The sequence below is a fragment of the Paracoccus sediminis genome (assembly GCF_900188295.1).
Classification (GTDB): domain Bacteria; phylum Pseudomonadota; class Alphaproteobacteria; order Rhodobacterales; family Rhodobacteraceae; genus Paracoccus; species Paracoccus sediminis.
This window is the reverse complement of the sequence record NZ_FZNM01000006.1, coordinates 142,336-156,762: the sequence shown is the minus strand read 5'-3', so window position 1 is coordinate 156,762 and position 14,427 is coordinate 142,336. Positions and strand designations below refer to the sequence as shown.

Genomic DNA, 14,427 nt, shown 5'->3' with positions numbered 1-14,427 from the left:
GCCAGGTGTCGACGTTTTTCAGTGCCATCAACGCAGGCACATGGCTTGGCAGATTCCGGCCCCAGTGTCAGCCGACCTCTAGATGAAGATGTCGGCTCCGATCGTCACGGTGGTCGCGTTTCCGATGCCCAGCAGGTCGATCGTATGGACGTCGCCGCCGGGGCCCTCGTCGACCGTGATCCGGGTGAACGTGCCCTCGTCCGTGACCACCACACTTGCGAGCATGTTGAAGGCAGTCAGGTCAATCACGTCCTGGCCACCCGTTGGGTTGGCGTCGAAGCCCGAGATGTCGTCGTCGCCAAAGCCCGGCGCAAACACAAAGGTGTCCAAACCAATCCCACCGTTCAGCAGATCGTTTCCGATGCCGCCCGTAAGCATGTCATTGCCGGCGCCGCCATTCACCGTGTCGACACCCGCGCCGCCGTTCAGCGTGTCGTTGCCGTCGGCCCCGTTGAGGGTGTCGTTGCCGTCGCCGCCGTTGACCGTATCGCCGCCGCCGCCCCCGTTCAACGAGTTGTTGCCGGTGTTGCCGGTCATCAAGTTCGCAAGGACGTTGCCGGTGCCGCCGATGTTGCCTGCGCCCTCGACAAGGATCAGGTTCTCGATGTTGGCGTTCATGGTGTCGGTCACCGTAGCGAGAACGGTGTCGGTACCCCCGTCGACCGCCTCCACGGTCGTGTCGGTCGCGCTGTTGACGTGGTACGTGTCGTTGCCAGCAAGTCCAACCATCCGGTCGTTGCCGCCGGCGCCGTCGAGGATGTCGTCCAGCTCACCGCCGGTGAGCCAGTTGTTCAGCGCGTTGCCGGTGCCCGTGAAGGTGCCGGTTCCGGTGAAGAACACCCGTTCGACCTGGTTGGGCAGGGCATAGGTGTTGAGCGTGGTGTTGACCACGTCGATCGTGCCCCCGCCGGCAAGCTCGGTCACCACGTCGCCACTGTCGTCAACCGTGTAGGTATCGTTGGCAGCGCCGCCGGCCATGATGTCGGCGCCGATTCCGCCGTCCATGACGTCTGCGCCACCGCCGCCATCGAGATTGTCGTCACCGGCGCCGCCCCGCAGCGTGTCCAGGCCGCCGTTGGCACCGCCGATCAAGGTGTCCATGCCGTCGCCACCATCGAGGCTGTCACTTCCCAAGCCGCCGTCGAGGTGGTCATCGCCTCCATTGCCAGCCAGGCTGTCGTTGCCGCCGTTGCCCAGCATGAAGTCGGCGCCTTCAGTGCCGTTGAAGGTGTTGTTCGCCGCGGTCCCGTTGAAGTTGGCCCCGACGATCGCTGTCGGCGCAGAGGCCACGCTTTCGACGGTGCCCTGATCGTCGGTGAAGGTCGCGACCACCTGCAATTCACTGTTGATCTGTGCGGCCGTCGGCGTGAAGTTTACCGACGTTGCCCCGGCGATCGCCACCCATGGCAGCACGGGATTGGCCCTTTGATACCATTGGTAGGTGAAGGTGGAATTCGTGGTGCCGTTCGGATCCTGTATGCCGGACGGATCCGCCGTCAACAGGAATCCCTGGGTCGGGGTGGTGTCGGAGATCAGCGGCCCGCCAACCGGATCCTGGTTGTTCAGGAACACCTCTATGCCATCCGCGAACCGGACTTTCTCCATGTTGTACAGCGTGTCGGTTCCGTCATCAAAAAGATCCGGATCGGTATGGGTGATCCTGACGCCGCCACCGGGAAGGCCGAAGGTGATCTGGTATTCGTTCCTGTTGCCGCGGTAGTTGGCGATATCCAGGCTGCCGGTACCGTCGGCATCGACGATCTCGCGCACGATGCGCAACTGGCCCGGATTGATGGCGCCCGAAAAGACATCCGCCACCAGCGTCTTCATGCTGTCATGCGAACCGATCTCGGCCCCGGTTCCATCGGTGTTCTCGCGAACGCTGATGCGCACGTTCAGCCATTTGTCGCCGTCGATGATGTCGTTGCCGCCGCGCCCTGTAATGACGTCGCTGCCAACGCCGCCGAGGATGATGTCGCCCCCGTCGAAATCGCCGTCACCGTTCAGAACGCCGTTGCCCAGCAGGCCGGCAAGGCCGTCGATAAGACCGATATTCTCGGCCAGCAATTTGCTGCCGTTGGGATTGTTGCCACCCACCGCGATGTCGGCCGCCGTCGCCTCGGAGCCGTCGAGCCGGTCGTTGAAGGCCGAGCCGGACAGACCCTCGACGTTTCCATACTGGTCAAGCGCCGACAATGGGGGCGGCAGCGGCTGCTCGTCAAAGGCGTCCAGGGTCAAATCGGCCCTGACACCGGTGACCGGATCGCCGTCGATCAGAACCTCGGGGTTGTCCTTGTAGGTGGCCCAGTCAAAGCCGGACATGCCCTCGAGCTTGTTGATGCCGGCGCTGCCGACCATGATGTCGTCGCCGCCTTCGGCGATGAATTCGTCGGTGCTGCCGTCGCCGAGGAAGACGTCGTGGCCGATGACCATGTCGCGGGCGAAGATCTCGTCGAAATTGTCGCCCGGCGCGCCGTCGAAGGTGCCTTCCTCGATCCAGTCGTGACCCTCGTTGCCGAGGATCCGTTCGGTTGTCCTGGTGCCCAGGATGAAGTCGTTCCCGGTTCCGCCGAACACCTCGGACCCGCCGTCCGAGCCGGCCATGATGAAGTCGTTGCCCGCCCCGCCAAGCACGAGGTTCAGGCCCTGGCCCGCATTGACAGCATCGTTTCCGTCGCCGCCCTTGATGTTGTCGTCGCCGCCGAGGTCGGTGATGATGTCGTCTCCGTCACCGCCGTTGATGATGTCGTTGCCGGCGCCGCCTTCGATCCGGTCTCGTCCGCCATCGCCGTGGAACGTATCGTCGCCGATGCTGCCGATCAGGGTGTCGTTCGCGTCGGTGCCGCCCAGAACCACATGATTGCCGCCCGTATAGCGCAGGTAGTTAGTATCTGCGCCCGGAGTGGCGTTGTTGTCGCGGTCCACCAGCGGGTTCAGGATGGTTCCGCCCACCGGATCGTCATTGGTCCCAACCCCGTCGATGACGTTGTACTGACGATCCTGATTGACCTCCAGGATCAGGCCAGGGGTGGAGAACACGTCCGACGGCAGATGAATGGCGTCGCTGTTGCGCATAATCATCGCTGCGAACGAATTGGCCTCCATCTCGCCGAACAGGTGCAAGCCGTCGAGCCGCTGGAGATAGTAGAAGCGGTCGGCGTTCTGAAGCTTCTCCATCTGGACTTCGAAGACGAAGTTGAAGGTCGAGCCGAGCATGCCGCCGAACGGCAGGTTCTTCTCGGCCAGACCTCCGATCCAGAGGTCGACGTTCTCGAGGCCGCCGAGATCGCCCGCGAAGCCACCTGTGCCATTGAGGAAGGCCTCGGCGTCCGCCGGAACCTCCAGGCCGCCGACCGATACGCCGGTGATGATGGTCAGCGCCGCGTCCCGCCTGGTCTCCAGCGTGGTCTGCGAGGTAATCAGCGTGTGGGTGCCGTAAGAGGCGATGAAGTTGACGATCGAGGCCGGATTCTTGATGCCGTCGGCGAAGTCGATCCAGCTTTCGTAGGGTTCCAATTCCGAGTTGTTGTTGGTCACCTCGTAGAACTCGCGCCGCGCCGCGTTCAGCGAGGGCACGCCCGTGTCACGGCCCCGCGCCAGGTTGATGGTCGCAAGGTCGAGCGGCAGGCCAAGCAGGTTGTTGCGCAGCGCGCCGGTGACGAATTCGTCGATCTCGTTGCCGGCCTGGCGCGTCATGCCCCGGACGATCGAGCCGACCGCTTCCTCGACGGTGCCGCCGTTGAGAAACTCGACCGGGTTCAGGAAACCCTGGATCAGGCCGATGGGGTCGGCGTTGAAGTCCGCGTCGAACCGGTCGATCGTTTCGGTCAGCATCGAATGGCCGAAGCGGTAGACCACATGCGCAAATTCGGCGACGATCGACGGGTCTATTGTCGCATCGTATCCTTGCGGAACCAGAAAAACGTCGATGTTCGGCTGTATTTTCCGCGCGAATTCCTCGAACACAAGGTGCTGGTACTGCATCTCGGTTCCGAACTTCGCGGCCTGGAACAACCGCTCTCCGTCCCATTGCAACGCGGCGATGTCGCTGGGCGTGGTCGGCACGGCGCCGACGTCCACGCGGAGCCATTCGTTCAGGAAGGCGAGGTCGTTCTCGGCCAGCACAGTCTCCTTGGTGAGCTCCACCAGCCGGTTATGCTCGGCGTGGAACACGGTGTGCACCGCGGTCAGGCCGATATTCTCGTTGCCGCGCCCGTCGCCGGTGATGAAGTGCGCGTCGAGAAGCTCGTTGTCGTAGTTGCCGTCGGTCTGGGAGCCGTCGCCATTGTCCAGGCCGATCGTGATGTCGCCGTCTTCCAGACCGGCCGGAACGGCGGTATGGGCGATGTCGTCAAGGAAGGCGTGGCCGGTGCGCTCGGCAAGGTGCGTCACGTCGCCGGGCGTCGCGCCATAGGTCACGATGGTCAGCGGGTCGGAGGACGTGCCAGAGGCCAGCCCGCCACCCACCATCACGACCTGCGGGTAGCCCGTTTCGGGGTCGGGGATGAAATTCCCATAGGGATCGGTCGCGAGCAGCGGCAGGTTCCCGACATGAACGTCATCAAGATCGATGCCGAGCAGGTTTGCCGCCTGCGCCTTGACCTCGGCCCAGGTCGGCAGCCCGCCGGCCGCGCCGTCGAGCGCCTTGCCGGTCGCGACCGGCCCGTTGGCGGTCATGACATATTCGCGCAGGAAGACCTGGTGGGACGGATGCGAGGTGTAGGTCTGGTTCTGGTCCACAAAAGGCGTGGTGAGATTCGTGGCCCGACCCTGTTCGTCAACGGTCGCCCGCGTCAGCACCATGAAGTTGGGCGCGCCGGGTTCCGTGCTGTAAAGCGGATCGTCCGGTTTCAGCGGAATAAAGACGGTGCCGCTCTGCCCCTTGGCAACGAGGTCAAGCCCATGGTCGAAAAACTGTCCGAACAGCGTGAACCACGAGTTGAACGGGGCCGACAGCCCCTCGTCGGGCGCGACGTTCCGCATGACCAGGCTTTCGCCGGCCATCTCGAGTCCCTGCGCGGTGACAGCCGCCTGCAGGTCCGCCAGAGAACCCCCGGCCCTATAGGATTCCACGGCGGTTGCGATGGCCGCGATGGCGTCCGCCTTGGCCTGACCTTCGATCCCTGCAAGGTCGAGCGCCTTTTCCACCGCGGCCGGGTTGGTGGGCGCCATGTCGACGATCAGGTTCGAGATGACGCGTGGCGCCGAATCGACCACGACTGAACTGGGGTCGTTCGACGGGTTGTAGTTGGGCGATCCCATCGCGGGCGCCGGGCCGCCGGGGCCATCCGGATCAAAAGTTTCGGAAGTGTCCCGATAGTCCGGGTCAAGCAGGGTGGGAAACGGCTGGTCGGCCGAACCCCAGTCGGTCCGTCCGGGGATCAGGTTGTTATAGGTGCCGTCCACCGTTCTCAGCCCCCAACTGATATTGTTGGCCGGAATCATGCCGTTCGGACCGAACAGCGGGCGCGCGCCTGGCACTCCTGCAAGATAGTCCGAATGTTCTTCGGCGATCTTGATCTGTTCGAGAATGAAGTCCAGGTCGGACCGGATATACGTAACCATAACTACCTCCACCCAAAAAAAAGCTGCCAAGGGCATCCGTTCCCGAGGATAGCGAGTGGTGGATTGCAGCCTATACGGACATTCGATCCGGGAAGAATCGGTCATCAGACCGGACTGAAAGGCTGTATGGTCATGGACTTTGGTCCGGCCGGGCCATGGACTTTTGGCTAAACTAAAATTCTCGGGGACTGCTTTCCCTACAACCCCCGACATGCGCGTTGGAAACGATCATGCTTGAAGGTTGTAACAAACTGCGGATGCTCACTAAATTCGAATAAATGCCTGGCTTTCAAGCAAGGAAACCCGTTGCGCCAACCGAAATCGTGATAAGGTATTTTCGCCTCCAAGAGGTGGTGCAAGATGAGCCTGTATACTGCAGTGACGGCTGGACCGTTCGATCGGTCTCTGCTGAAAATCTGGAAGGGTCTCAGCCTTGATTGCCGCTTTGCGACATTGGCGCTGTTTCTTGCCATCGCAAGCACCTTTGCAATCGGCGGATGGGTTTCGCGCAGCATTGAAAACAGAATCCTGTCGCGCAGTTCGGGCGTGGCATCGGTCTATATCAGCGATCTGGTGTCGCCACTGGTGCAGGAACTGGCGTCATCCGACCGGATCAGCGCGGAAAGAAGGGACCAGCTGGACGCCCTTCTTGTCAGCGGGGCGCTGCGGCTGCATGTCGTGGCCATCAAGGTCTGGAACAGCAGCGGCACCATCGTCTATAGCAGCAGTCGCGATCTGGTAGGCAAGCGTTTTGCGCCCAGCCAAAGCCTGTTGAACGCGTTCGCAGGCGCGATCACGTCCGAGGTCAACGAACCTTCGGCCGAAAGCGCCCCGGAATTCAGTGAACATGACGCGATCTTCGAGGTCTACGCCCCCGTCTATGACCAGAACACGGGCAAGGTTATCGCTGTGGCAGAATTCTATGAGGATGCCGCGGAACTGGTGGATGTCGTCGCGATCGCAAAGCGGCACAGCTGGATGTTCACGTTCTTTATCTTGTCATGCAATGTCCTGGGGTTCCTGGCGGTGGTGCATGGCGCCAGCAGGATCATCGATCAGCAGCGCGATCAGTTGAGTCAACAAATCAACCAGCTTTCGCGCGCTGTTGCCCGCGAAACAGCCCTGCGCACTCAGATCGAGCGCGGCGCCCAGAACGTCTTTGACGAGAATGAAAGGTTCCTGCGGGCTTTGGGGGCGGACCTGCATGATGGCCCCGCCCAATTGATCGGCCTTGCGCTTCTCAGGCTTGACGATGGGGCGGGCGGGGTGAACAGGACCAGCCTTGAGCAGGCCCGGACCGCCATAGCAGAGGCCATGCGGGACGTGCGGGCCATTGCCGCAGGGCTGCTTTTGCCTGACATCAGCGGACGGACCCTGGAGGACTGCCTTGCAGCGACGGTCAGGAATCATGAGGCCAGAACCGGCACAAGTGTCACGCTGGTATGTGAAAATCTGACGACCGAATGTTCGGATCAGGTCAGGATCTGTGTGTGTCGCTTCATCCAGGAAGGCCTTGCGAACTCTTTTCGGCATGCACAAGGCATCGGTCAGCGCGTCACAGTCGTCGGCGAGACGGATTTCATCCGGGTCACCGTGTCTGACAGCGGGCCGGGGATGCCAAAAGGCCGTGTTTCCGATGGCAGCCCGCATCTTGGGCTCATCAGTCTGAAGAACCGCCTCGAAAGCCTGAATGGGACAATGACGGTCAGCAGCTGGCCGCGACGTGGCACCCAGCTTGTGGCACGTCTGCCGCTGAAAATGGAGAAACCAGATGCAGTCTAAGATCGGCGTAGCGGTGGTGGACGATCATCCACTGTATCGTCAAGGTGTTGTCCATGTATTGCAGAATAGCGGCAGGTTTGAGGTTCTTGGCGAAGGGGCGTCGGCCAGCGATGCCATCAGGCTTGTCGCCGACAAGACCCCAGACCTTTTGTTTCTGGACCTGCATCTGCCAGGCGGCGGCATAGAAGCGGCAGAAACGATCCTTGCAAAGCCAGTGGCGACCAGGATTGTGGTGTTGTCGGTGGTCGAGGACATCGGATGCGTGGTCCGGGCGTTCCGCGCGGGCGTGCATGGATATCTTCTCAAGGGTATAAGCGCCTCGGACCTCATCAAGGGCTCCGAGGCCGCTGCGGCCGGTGAACACTGCGTGGCCCCGCAACTGATGGGGCATCTTCTTGACCAACTATCGGGCAGAGCACTGACCCTGAACGAGCCTGCGCGGATCGCTTTTGCCGTCAGAGAGGAACAGATCCTCGCCTTGCTGGCAAAGGGCATGAGCAACAAGGAAATAGCCTACAGTCTGAATATCTGTGAAAAGACGGCAAAATACTATTTGACCAATATCATGAAGAAGCTGCATGCAAAGAACCGGGTAGAGGTGGCTTTGTACGCCGCTCAAAAAACGCATGGAAGAACCGACGCAGTTCATTAGTCAGGGCATATATGCCATAAGAATGATTGATGGCTCTACAGATTGGACCGCTGTTAAGAATTCATCAATTTTCAATATGGAAACTGCATTGCCAAATTCCTGTCCCGGCACGTGTTTATGTCAGAGACCGGGTTCATCATCGATGACGGCCGCCGGCGTGCAATCCGCCGCGGACGCGGTTAGTCCCTGGGATGCTGTTCCTTGCGGCCGCCCAAGAAACGATACCAGGGTTCAGGCAACCGCCGCCGCAGTGCGGCCGTCTATCCGGCACTATCAGGTGCGGCAGGGCGGTCGGAACGAGCGCCTGCGTTCGTCACCACATGCAAGGGGGCGCCGCATGAAAAACGGCCCGCGAACGGGCCGTTCCGCAACCGTTGAAAGCTGGATCAGAGCAGCTTCAGATCGCTGGCCGAGGCGCGGCCGTCGCGGCCCGACTGCAATTCGTATGCGATCTTCTGGTTGTCCTTCAGGCCCGTCAGCCCGGCGCGTTCCACCGCCGAGATGTGGACGAAGATGTCTTTTCCACCGTCATCGGGGGCAATGAAGCCATAGCCTTTGGTGGCGTTGAACCATTTCACCGTTCCGGTCGCCATAACCGTTCTCTCCTTCAAGTCCTCCTGGCGCAGGATTGCGTCAGGCCGTGCAGCCCGCTTTCGGTATTCCGGCTGCCCATGAAGGGAGGCGGTAGAAAGGCATTCGCTCACGCAGTTGAGAGGATGACCGAATCGTTAAGAAAGGCAAGCAGGAAACGCGCGCAGACAGGGGCCTGGGCGCAACAAGCCGGTGCCTTTGGCGCCTTTCAGCGCAGGTCGGGCGGCGTGGCTTCGTCTTGCAGCATGGCGACGGCCTCGGCCAAGGGCAGCAGGCGTGTGCCCTGCTGGTCAAGGCGTCGAAGCGATACGGTGCGATCTTCCACCTCTTTCATGCCGATGGCAAGGATGGCGGGCACCTTGGCTACCGAATGTTCCCGGACCTTGTAGTTGATTTTTTCGTTTCGGGTATCGGCTTCGGCCCGGATTCCCGCCGCACGCAGGGCCTCCACGATCTCGGCCACATAGGCATCGGCATCCGACACGATGGAGGCGACGACCACCTGGCGGGGCGCCAGCCAGAAAGGCAGCTTGCCCGCGCTGTTTTCGATCAGGATGCCGATGAAGCGTTCAAAGCTGCCCAAGACCGCGCGATGCAGCATGATCGGGCGGTGCTTGCCGCCGTCCGCGCCCACATATTCGGCGTCCAGCCGTTCGGGCAGGTTGGGGTCCACCTGCAAGGTGCCGCATTGCCAGTCGCGGCCGATGGCGTCGCGCAGCACGAATTCCAGTTTCGGCCCATAGAAGGCGCCCTCGCCGGGGAACAGTTCATAGTCGTGCCCGGCGGCCTTGCAGGCATTGCTAAGGGCGGCTTCGGCCCGATCCCAGCTTTCGTCGGATCCGATCCGCTTTTCCGGCCGCGTGGACAGCTTGATGCGCCAGTCGGTAAAGCCCAGATCGGCATAGATCGCCGCCAGGAATTCGATGAACTTCCTGGTTTCCGATTCGATCTGATCCTCGGTGCAGAAGATGTGGGCATCGTCCTGGGTGAAGCCGCGCACCCGCATGATCCCGTGCAGCGCGCCCGAGGGTTCGTAGCGGTTGCACGACCCGAATTCCGCCATGCGCAGCGGCAGATCGCGATAGGATTTCAGGCCGTGGTTGAAGATTTGCACATGGCAGGGGCAGTTCATCGGCTTCAGGGCGTTGATCGTCTTGGTCCTGGCGTGCTCCTCGTCGACTTCGACGATGAACATGTTGTCGTGATAGTTCTCCCAGTGACCCGACGCTTCCCACAGCTTGCGGCTGACGACCTGGGGCGTGTTCACCTCGACGTAACCGTCGGTCCGCTGGCGGCGGCGCATGTAATCCTGCAAGGTCGTATAGATGTTCCAGCCGTTCGGGTGCCAGAATATCTGTCCGGGCGCCTCCTCCTGCATGTGGAACAGATCCATTTCCCGGCCCAGCTTGCGGTGGTCGCGTTTCGCGGCCTCCTCGAGCATGGTCATGTGGGCCTTCAGTTCGTCGCGGTTTCGGAACGCGACGCCATAGATCCGTTGCAGCATGGGCCGGGTGCTGTCGCCCAGCCAATAGGCGCCTGCGATATGGGTCAGCTTGAACGCGTCGGCGGGCAGTTGGCCGGTGTTCTGCAAATGCGGACCCCGGCACAGATCCTGCCAGTCGCCGTGCCAGTACATCCGCAGTTCTTCGCCCGCGGGGATGCGGTCGATCAGTTCGACCTTGAAGGGTTCGTTCGCGGCCTTGTAATGGGCGATCGCGCGGTCGCGGTCCCAGACCTCGGTGCGGACGGGATCGCGGGCGCTGATGATCTCCTTCATCTTTGCCTCGATGGTGCCCAGATCCTCGGGCGTGAACGGCTCGGCGCGGTCAAAGTCGTAGAACCAGCCCTGATCGCGCACGGGACCGATGGTGACCTTCACGCCCGGCCAGATCTCTTGCACGGCGCGGGCCATTACATGAGCGAAATCGTGGCGGATCAGTTCCAGGGCGGGGGCTTCGTCCCTTGCGGTGTGGATGGTGATCGCGCCGCCGGTCTGAATGGGCCAGGCCAGGTCGATATGCCGCCCGTCCAGGCTGGCCGAGATCGCGCGCTTGGCCAGGCTGGGCGCGATGCTCTCGGCGACCTCTGCGGCGCTGATGCCGGCGGGATAGTCGCGCACATGGCCATCGGGGAACGTGAGGGAAATCTGGGACATGTCGTCCTCCTCGTCGGTTTGGCGCCCACGGAACGCCCGGCTGCGGGTTATATGTGCCCTCCATTGGACGGTGGCGGGAAAACTGTCAAGATGACGGCGACCATGGAAAAGGAACAGGAATGACCGATCATCTGGAGACATTGGCCGGGCGGCGCATCGCCTTTCATCGTCGTGCCGGGCAGGGGCCGGGCGTGGTGTTTCTGGGCGGATTCCGATCCGACATGACGGGAACCAAGGCTGTCTGGCTGGACGACTGGGCGCGAGACCGGAACCGGGCCTTTCTGCGGTTCGATTATTCCGGTCATGGCGCCAGCGGCGGCGCGTTTCAGGACGGCAGCATCGGCGACTGGTTCCAGGACGCGCGATCCGTGATCGAGGCCTTGACCGACGGGCCGCAGGTGCTGGTGGGATCGTCCATGGGCGGATGGATCGCCCTGCTGATCGCGCGAACAATGCCGCAGAAGGTGGCAGGGCTGGTGACGATTGCCGCCGCGCCCGATTTCACCGAACAGGGGTTCTGGGTCGGTTTCGACGACGCCCAGCGCCAGGCGCTGATGGCGACAGGCAGCGTGGCCTTGCCAAGCGACTACGGCGATCAACCCTATCTCATCACCCGGCGCCTGATCGACGACGGGCGCGACCATCTTGTGATGGATCGGCCGCTGCCGCTGCCGTTCCCGGTGCGGATGCTGCAAGGCACGGCGGATCCCGACGTGCCAATCGACTGGGCGATGCGACTGCTGGATCATGCCACAGGCGACGACATGCGGCTGACGCTGGTCAAGAAGGCGGACCATCGTTTTTCGACGCCGGAATGTCTGACGCTGATCGGGCGGGCCATCGACGATGTTCTGGCCTAGGCTGGCCTCCGGACTGCTGGCCTCGCTGGTGTTGCTGTGGATATTCGGACCGCGCGACAGGCTGCGCACCGACGCCGTGGACGTTGACCGGCCCGCCGATCCCCAGGTCTGGCTGAACAGGCGAGAGGCGGGGATCCGGTCCGAGGTCGCGTCCTATCTGCAATGGGCGGGTCAGCCGGGGCAGGTCGCGGATCTGGCGATCCTGTATGTCCACGGCTTTTCCGCCAGCCCCGCCGAATTGCGTCCTTTGCCCGAGGATCTGGCCCGCAGCCTGGGCGCCAACCTGCTGGCGATCCGGTTGCAAGGTCATGGGCAGGGCGGCGATGAACTTGCCGCGGCCCGTGCCGGCGATTGGTGGCGCGATGTGGTGCAGGGGCTGGCCATCGCACGCGGCATGGGGCGGCGTGTGATCGTCCTGGGCACATCGACCGGGGCCACGCTGGCAGCCTTGGCGGCGCGCGATCCACAGATGGGCAAGCACATGGACGGGATCATCCTGGTTTCCCCCAATTTCGGGCTGAGAGCGCGGGGCGCATGGATGCTGGACCTGCCGTTTGCGCGCCACATCCTGCGCTTGCTGGGCGATCCGACGCGCTGCTTTGCGACGCGCAGCGACATGCACCGGGCACGGTGGACCCATTGCTATCCGGTGTCGGCCGCTCTGCCGGTTGGTGTGCTGGTACGAACGGCGCGGCGCAGGACATACGAAAACGCGACCCAGCCTGCCCTGTTCATCTGGTCGGACGCGGATCTGATCGTCGACTATCGCGGAACGGCCAGGACCGCCGCCGCCTGGGGCGGGCCCGTCACGGTCGTCAAGACGGCGCCAGGACGAAATGACGATCCCGACGCCCATATCCTTGCCGGAGAGGCGCTGTCGCCTGGGATGACCGCAAGCCTGGCCTCGACCATCGGCGACTGGATCCGGCAGATCCGGTAATCAGAAGGTGAGACTGAAGTGTTCGCCCATGTCCGGCTTTTGCCCCGTCACCTTGGACTTGGCAATCTCGTAGATGAAGGACAGCTTGCCGCCCGTCGCCCACACCTCGGCGTCGGTCAGGTCGAACCGCATCAACTGGACATCGGGATCGCGCTTGCCTTCCTCGAACCAGCTGGATGCGACGGCGTTCCACAGGTCATCCAGCTTGGCATCGTCATTCGACAGCGACAACTGACCGTGAATGCTTGTATACAGTCCCTCGGCCGCATCGCTGACGACATGGACGGCCGGTTTTGCACCATCGGACACGGCCTTGGCCAGATCGGTTCCCTTGGCGGTAATGAACCACAACACCTTCGCTTCGGGTTCGGCGTAATGGGACATCGGCACCAGCCGCGGGTCTTCGGCAAGCCCCAACATGCCCGAATTGATGTCGTCCAGACGATCCCAGAAAGTTTCGGAATGCTTGTCGACAGTCATAATGTCCCCCTTGGCCGCGTGATGCGGCATCGGAACCCTAACGGGCAATCGTGACGGCGGTTCCTATACGGCGATCTTGCTGTTGTCGCTGATCGGATCGGATGCGCCGCAATCGGCCGCCGCGCCCCCGCGTGTGCGGCGCTTCTTCGGCTTTATCGAATCCGGGACATTCATGTTGTCGTCGATAAAGTCCAGAACCAGAGGGCGGATGTTCAGCCGCCATGACTTGCCCGCGAAGATGCCGTAATGGCCTGCACCGGGTTCAAGGTGCTGCACCTTTTTCACGTCGGGAACGCCCGTGCACAGATCCAGGGCCGCGACGCATTGACCGGGGGCCGAAATATCGTCGTTGGCCCCCTCGACCGTCATGATGGCCACGTCGCTGATCTTGCCGATATCGACATGGCGCCCGCTCACAACGAACTGGTTGCGCGCAATTTCAAGGTTCTTGAAGATACGCTCGACGGTGGAAAGGTAGAATTCGGCCGTCATGTCCATGACCGCCAGATATTCATCGTAGAACTTGTTGTGCTTGTCGCCTTCGGACCCGGTTCCCCGCGCATCGGCCCAGATCTTGTCCATGAAGGCGCGGGCGTGGGTTTCGGCGTTCATGGCGATAAAGGACGACAGCTGCGCCAGACCGGGATAGACCATCCGCCCGGCGCCGCGATACTTGAAGCCGACCGACTGGATGACGGTATGCTCCAGTTCGCCCATGGTCATGCGGTTGCCGAAATCCGTCACCTCGGTCGCGGCGGCGTCGGGATCGACCGGGCCGCCGATCAGCGTCAGTGTGCGGGGCTGGGACGCGGGGTCGTCCTCGGCCAGGATGGCGGTCGCGGCCAGGGCCAGGGGCGCGGGCTGGCAGACGGCGATGACGTTGGTGTCCGGTCCCAGGTGGCGCATGAAGTCGACCAGATACTGGGTGTAATCCTCGATGTCGAACTTGCCCTGGCTGACGGGAATGTCGCGGGCATTGTGCCAGTCGGTTACGTAAACCTCGCAATCGGGCAGCAGCGAGGTGACGGTGGACCGCATCAGGGTCGCATAGTGGCCGGACATGGGCGCGATCAGCAGAACCTTGCGGGGCAGGACTTCGCGCCGGGCGACGCGGAAATGGACCAGATCGCCGAACGGCCGCTTCATCACGGGTTCCACATAGACGATGTGATCCTGGCCCTGATCGCCCGCAATGGGCGGGATTTCCCAATCGGGCTTGAGGACCATGCGGGCGAAGCTGCGTTCCGTCACGCGGCCCCACGCGCTCATCAGCTTGAAGATCGGGTGCGGGTTCAGCGCGAAGACCGGATAGGACGCGATGGCGCGGGCCGATGCGCCCATCCATTCGTTGGTGTTCCGAATGGTCTCCATCGCGTCATAGGATACGATGCCCTTGATACCC

At 62.4% G+C, this 14,427-nt stretch carries 9 protein-coding genes; 4 read left to right on the top strand and 5 right to left on the bottom strand.

Annotation, left to right across the window (positions count from 1 at the left end; all coding sequences use genetic code 11):
• Nucleotides 1-78: 78 nt before the first annotated feature.
• Nucleotides 79-5,565 carry a peroxidase family protein gene (locus CHB77_RS10670; protein WP_207303039.1) on the bottom strand — a complete coding sequence of 1,829 codons (5,487 nt, stop codon included), beginning with the start codon at nt 5,563-5,565 and terminating at the stop codon, nt 79-81.
• A gap of 360 nt (nt 5,566-5,925) precedes the next feature.
• Between CHB77_RS10670 and CHB77_RS10665 the strand changes: the two genes are divergently transcribed.
• Both CHB77_RS10665 and CHB77_RS10660 read left to right on the top strand, forming a co-directional pair.
• On the top strand, nt 5,926-7,347 hold the full coding sequence (locus tag CHB77_RS10665) for a sensor histidine kinase (RefSeq protein ID WP_089388185.1): 1,422 nt from the start codon (nt 5,926-5,928) through the stop codon (nt 7,345-7,347).
• Nucleotides 7,337-7,999, top strand: coding sequence for a LuxR C-terminal-related transcriptional regulator (locus CHB77_RS10660; protein WP_089388184.1), 663 nt, complete (start codon nt 7,337-7,339; stop codon nt 7,997-7,999). The genes CHB77_RS10665 and CHB77_RS10660 overlap by 11 nt, the downstream gene beginning before the upstream one ends.
• A gap of 386 nt (nt 8,000-8,385) precedes the next feature.
• Here the strand turns inward: CHB77_RS10660 and CHB77_RS10655 are convergent, their stop codons facing one another.
• Together CHB77_RS10655 and thrS are read right to left on the bottom strand one after the other, a co-directional pair.
• On the bottom strand, nt 8,386-8,592 hold the full coding sequence (locus CHB77_RS10655; protein WP_089388183.1) for a cold-shock protein: 207 nt from the start codon (nt 8,590-8,592) through the stop codon (nt 8,386-8,388).
• A 206-nt stretch (nt 8,593-8,798) separates the two neighbouring features.
• Entirely contained in the window at nt 8,799-10,745 is a 1,947-nt protein-coding gene (gene thrS / locus CHB77_RS10650) for a threonine--tRNA ligase (protein WP_089388182.1), read from the bottom strand.
• Between the two features lie 119 nt (nt 10,746-10,864).
• Here thrS and CHB77_RS10645 point away from each other — a divergent pair, with 119 nt between their 5' ends.
• Nucleotides 10,865-11,605 (top strand): alpha/beta fold hydrolase, encoded by a 741-nt coding sequence (locus CHB77_RS10645; RefSeq protein ID WP_089388181.1) that lies wholly within the window; start codon nt 10,865-10,867, stop codon nt 11,603-11,605.
• Entirely contained in the window at nt 11,592-12,545 is a 954-nt protein-coding gene (locus tag CHB77_RS10640; RefSeq protein WP_089388180.1) for an alpha/beta hydrolase, read from the top strand. The genes CHB77_RS10645 and CHB77_RS10640 overlap by 14 nt, the downstream gene beginning before the upstream one ends.
• Here CHB77_RS10640 and CHB77_RS10635 read toward each other — a convergent pair whose 3' ends face one another.
• The gene (locus tag CHB77_RS10635) at nt 12,546-13,025 is read right to left on the bottom strand and encodes a pyridoxamine 5'-phosphate oxidase family protein (RefSeq protein ID WP_089388179.1); all 480 of its coding nucleotides are present in this window, start codon (nt 13,023-13,025) and stop codon (nt 12,546-12,548) included.
• A 63-nt stretch (nt 13,026-13,088) separates the two neighbouring features.
• Entirely contained in the window at nt 13,089-14,423 is a 1,335-nt protein-coding gene (gene phaZ / locus CHB77_RS10630) for a polyhydroxyalkanoate depolymerase (RefSeq protein ID WP_089388248.1), read from the bottom strand.
• Nucleotides 14,424-14,427 lie beyond the last annotated feature (4 nt).

Excerpts from the sequence above, each read along its gene's own strand:
- CHB77_RS10670 (WP_207303039.1), bottom strand. The coding sequence starts at position 5,565 with ATGGTTACGTATATCCGGTCCGACCTGGACTTCATTCTCGAACAGATC.
- CHB77_RS10665 (WP_089388185.1), top strand. The coding sequence starts at position 5,926 with ATGAGCCTGTATACTGCAGTGACGGCTGGACCGTTCGATCGGTCTCTG.
- CHB77_RS10660 (WP_089388184.1), top strand. The coding sequence starts at position 7,337 with ATGCAGTCTAAGATCGGCGTAGCGGTGGTGGACGATCATCCACTGTAT.
- CHB77_RS10655 (WP_089388183.1), bottom strand. The coding sequence starts at position 8,592 with ATGGCGACCGGAACGGTGAAATGGTTCAACGCCACCAAAGGCTATGGC.
- thrS (WP_089388182.1), bottom strand. The coding sequence starts at position 10,745 with ATGTCCCAGATTTCCCTCACGTTCCCCGATGGCCATGTGCGCGACTAT.
- CHB77_RS10645 (WP_089388181.1), top strand. The coding sequence starts at position 10,865 with ATGACCGATCATCTGGAGACATTGGCCGGGCGGCGCATCGCCTTTCAT.
- CHB77_RS10640 (WP_089388180.1), top strand. The coding sequence starts at position 11,592 with ATGTTCTGGCCTAGGCTGGCCTCCGGACTGCTGGCCTCGCTGGTGTTG.
- CHB77_RS10635 (WP_089388179.1), bottom strand. The coding sequence starts at position 13,025 with ATGACTGTCGACAAGCATTCCGAAACTTTCTGGGATCGTCTGGACGAC.